Origin of the sequence: Caballeronia sp. (assembly GCF_049581465.1) — a bacterium.
Classification (GTDB): Bacteria; Pseudomonadota; Gammaproteobacteria; order Burkholderiales; family Burkholderiaceae; genus Caballeronia.
The window spans coordinates 1-3,463 of the sequence record NZ_JBAUSA010001247.1 but is presented as its reverse complement, the minus strand read 5'-3'; the positions used below and the strand labels follow the sequence as shown (position 1 = coordinate 3,463).

General features: G+C 62.1%; 3 protein-coding genes and 1 pseudogene. 3 read left to right on the top strand and 1 reads right to left on the bottom strand.

The genetic code is table 11. From position 1 onward, the window contains the following. The 3 genes from WCA53_RS30380 to WCA53_RS30370 form a co-directional block, all read left to right on the top strand. Positions 1 to 383 (top strand): electron transfer flavoprotein subunit alpha/FixB family protein (locus WCA53_RS30380; RefSeq protein ID WP_423920136.1); only part of this gene is annotated, 383 nt, incomplete at its 5' end. Between the two features lie 14 nt (positions 384 to 397). Continuing rightward, positions 398 to 2,188 carry an acyl-CoA dehydrogenase C-terminal domain-containing protein gene (locus WCA53_RS30375; protein ID WP_423920141.1) on the top strand — a complete coding sequence of 597 codons (1,791 nt, stop codon included), beginning with the start codon at positions 398 to 400 and terminating at the stop codon, positions 2,186 to 2,188. Positions 2,189 to 2,262: 74 nt separating this feature from the next. Beyond that, entirely contained in the window at positions 2,263 to 3,018 is a 756-nt protein-coding gene (locus WCA53_RS30370) for an OmpW/AlkL family protein (protein ID WP_423920133.1), read from the top strand. Between the two features lie 45 nt (positions 3,019 to 3,063). On the opposite strand, the pseudogene WCA53_RS30365 reads toward WCA53_RS30370, so the two are convergent. Next, positions 3,064 to 3,463, bottom strand: a pseudogene (locus WCA53_RS30365) (short-chain dehydrogenase/reductase); the annotation flags it as partial.

The window sequence follows — 3,463 nt, the reverse complement described above, 5'->3', positions numbered from 1 at the left end:
CTGAACTGACAGCGGCGCAGCGGGTGATCTCGGGCGGCCGAGGTATGGGCTCCGGCGAGAACTTCGCACTGCTGGAGGACATCGCCAACAAGCTGGGCGCAGCGGTCGGCGCGTCGCGCGCTGCCGTGGACGCCGGTTTCGTGCCGAACGACTATCAGGTGGGCCAGACCGGCAAGGTCATCGCGCCGCAACTCTATATCGCGGTCGGCATTTCCGGTGCGATCCAGCATCTGGCCGGCATGAAGGACTCGAAAGTGATTGTCGCGATCAATAAGGACGAGGAGGCGCCGATTTTCCAGGCCGCCGATTACTGGATCGTCGGCGATCTCTTCAAAGTATTGCCGGAGTTATCCGGTGAGCTGGACAAGCTGCAACAAAACTGATTCGGGAGACCATGATGGGCATCTATATTGCACCGCTGCGCGACATGCGCTTCGTGATGACGGAACTGGCCGGTCTCGGCGAGTTGTCTTCGCTGCCGGGCTTCGAGGAGGTGACGCCCGAACTCGCCGAGGCTGTCCTCGACGAGGCGGCGAGGCTCGCCACCGAAGTGCTGGCGCCGCTGAACAAGTCCGGCGACGAGCAGGGCGCGCGACTGACGAAGGACGGCGTCGTTGCCGCGGACGGTTTCGCGAAAGCCTACCGGCAGTTCGCCGAAGGCGGCTGGAGCGGCCTCGCCGGCGACCCGGATTTCGGCGGGCAGGGGCTGCCCGAGTTGCTGAATGCGGCGACCGTCGAGATGTGGAATTCGTCCAACATGGCGTTTGCCCTGTGTCCTCTGTTGACGGCGGGGGCCACGGAGGCGCTGAGGCAGCACGGCTCGGAAGAACTCAAGGGACGCTATTTGCCCAATCTCGTCAGCGGCAAGTGGACGGGCACCATGAACCTGACCGAGCCGCAAGCCGGTTCCGATCTCGCCGCCGTGCGCACGAAGGCGGTGCCCGAAGGCGACCACTATCGCCTCTCCGGGCAGAAGATTTTTATCACGTGGGGCGATCACGACATGACGGACAACGTCATTCATCTCGTCCTCGCACGCACGCCGGACGCGCCTGAGGGCGTGCGCGGCATATCGCTCTTTCTCGTGCCCAAGTTCCTGCTGAATGCCGATGGCGCTGCGGGGCAACGCAACGACGTGCACTGCGTGTCGCTCGAACACAAGCTCGGCATTCACGCGAGTCCGACCTGCGTGATGAGCTTCGGGGACCAGGGTGGGGCGATCGGTTATCTGGTGGGGCAGGAGAACAAAGGTCTCGCGCATATGTTCACGATGATGAACGAGGCGCGCCAGAAGGTAGGTATCCAGGGGCTTGCGATCGCGGAACGGGCATATCAACAGGCCCGCGAATACGCGAAGGAACGCGTCCAGGGACGGCTCGCGGCCAGCAAATCGGGTGGCGCTGTGGCAATCATCCATCACCCGGATGTGCGGCGCATGTTGTTGACGATGAAGTCCCAGGTCGAAGCGATGCGCGCTTTCGGATACGTGATGGCCGCGGACATGGACCGCGCGCATCGCGAGCCCGAAGAGGCTCAGCGCGCACGCCGCCAGGCGCGTGTCGATCTCCTGATTCCCGTGTTGAAGGCATGGTGCACGGAGTTGGGCGTCGAGATTGCGTCGATGGGGGTGCAGGTGCACGGCGGGATGGGCTATATCGAGGAGACGGGTGCATGCCAGTTCCTGCGCGATGCACGCATCGCGCCGATCTACGAGGGCACGACGGGCATCCAGGCTGCGGATCTCGTAAGCCGCAAGCTCGCGTCGGATCAGGGCGCGGCGATGGCTGACCTTATTGCGGAGATGCGTCGGGCCGCGCTGGAGTTGGAGGGCAGCACGGATCCAGAAGTGACGTCCGTTGGCACGGCGCTCGCGGCCGGTGTCCAGGCGCTCGACGATGCCACCGGCTGGATGCTGCAAGCATTGGCGACTCAGCCCGACGCAGCGCTTGCCACTTCAGTCGACTATCTGATGCTCACTGGCTACGTGTGCGGCGGGTGGCAGATGGGGCGGGCAGCGCTTGTTGCGTCGACCAAAAGCGCAGCGAATGAAGACCCGGACTTCCATCGCACGAAGCTCGCCACTGCGCGTTTCTACGCCGACAAGGTCTTGCCCAAAGCGACGGCGCTTCTGGAGACGATCCGCAGCGGCGCATCGAGCGGGTCGAGCCTCCCCATCGAGCAGTTCTGAGCGGAGGCGGTGCGAGAAAAAACATTGACGCAAAGGTGTTGATAAGTAATGCAAAATAATTGGGAGACGAGCTGATGAAAAGACTTGCATGCCTTGCGTTAATAACGGGCGCGATATGTTCCAGTGCGATGGGACAGAGCGCAGGCAGTTTAATACCCAGCGTGGGCGCATCCTGGCTCGACTTCGGCCCGTCCTCCTCCACATTGTTGCAGAGCACTTCGGCTGCGGGCACGTTCACGTCTCCGGGAACGGGTGGACAGATACACAACACGTTCACCGCAGAGCTCTCGACGACCTATTTCTTTACGGACAACATCGCGCTGGACCTGGCGACGGGCGTACCGCCCAAGCTCAAGCTCTATGCACAGGGCAACGTCGCACCTTTCGGTCCCGGCGGGCCATCGCTCGGACTGGGGAACCTGCAGCCGCTCGCCACCACCCGGTCGTGGTGCCCCATTCTTTTCGTGAAATATTACTTCTTCGACGCGCAGACGAAGTTGCGCCCGTTTGTCGGTATCGGCGGGAACTATACGTGGTACTCGCACAACGAGCTCAATTCGACATTCAGTGGCGCGTTACAGGAGGTTGCAGGGCCGGGCGGGCAGGTCAAGACTTCGCTTAGTCCGTCATGGAACCCTGCGTTCGACATGGGCGCCTCCTACAATTTCAGCAAGAACTGGTACGCGACTGCATCCGTGACGTATCTGCCTCTCAAGACAAATGCGACAGTGAGTTCCGTGGCCGCCAACGGTCAGACGGTGTTGTCCAACAAAACGCGTATCACGGCGGACCCGGTGATCGTCTTTCTCGGAATCGGATACCGGTTCTAGCCCAAGCGTAGCGGTGGCGGTGGTGGTGGTGGTGCCTACGTTATGTCATTTGGGCTGCTTCAGCACATCGAGCCCAGCCGGCAGTTGCGCATCCGGGAAATGCGTGGAAAGTGAGGTTTCGCTCCATTGCTGCAGTTCCTCAGCGCGTTCAGCGTCTGCGAGACGGCAGATGTGCAGCGCGTCGCCACCGAGCACCAGACGCAATGGAAGCGGGTCGCGACGTGACAATTGGACGATTAATGCCGCGATCTTCGCGGGGTCGCTGATTTCGTGACCTCCATAAGCTTCCAGAAGCTCGAGCATCTTGCCGACCGACTGTTCGTAGTCGGGCAGCATGTCATCAATGCCGCGACGTGCTTCGCTGGCCCAGTCGGTGCGCATCCCGCCAGGTTCCAGCGTGCACACGCGGATGCCCATGTGAGCAACCTCCTTCGCGACGACGTCG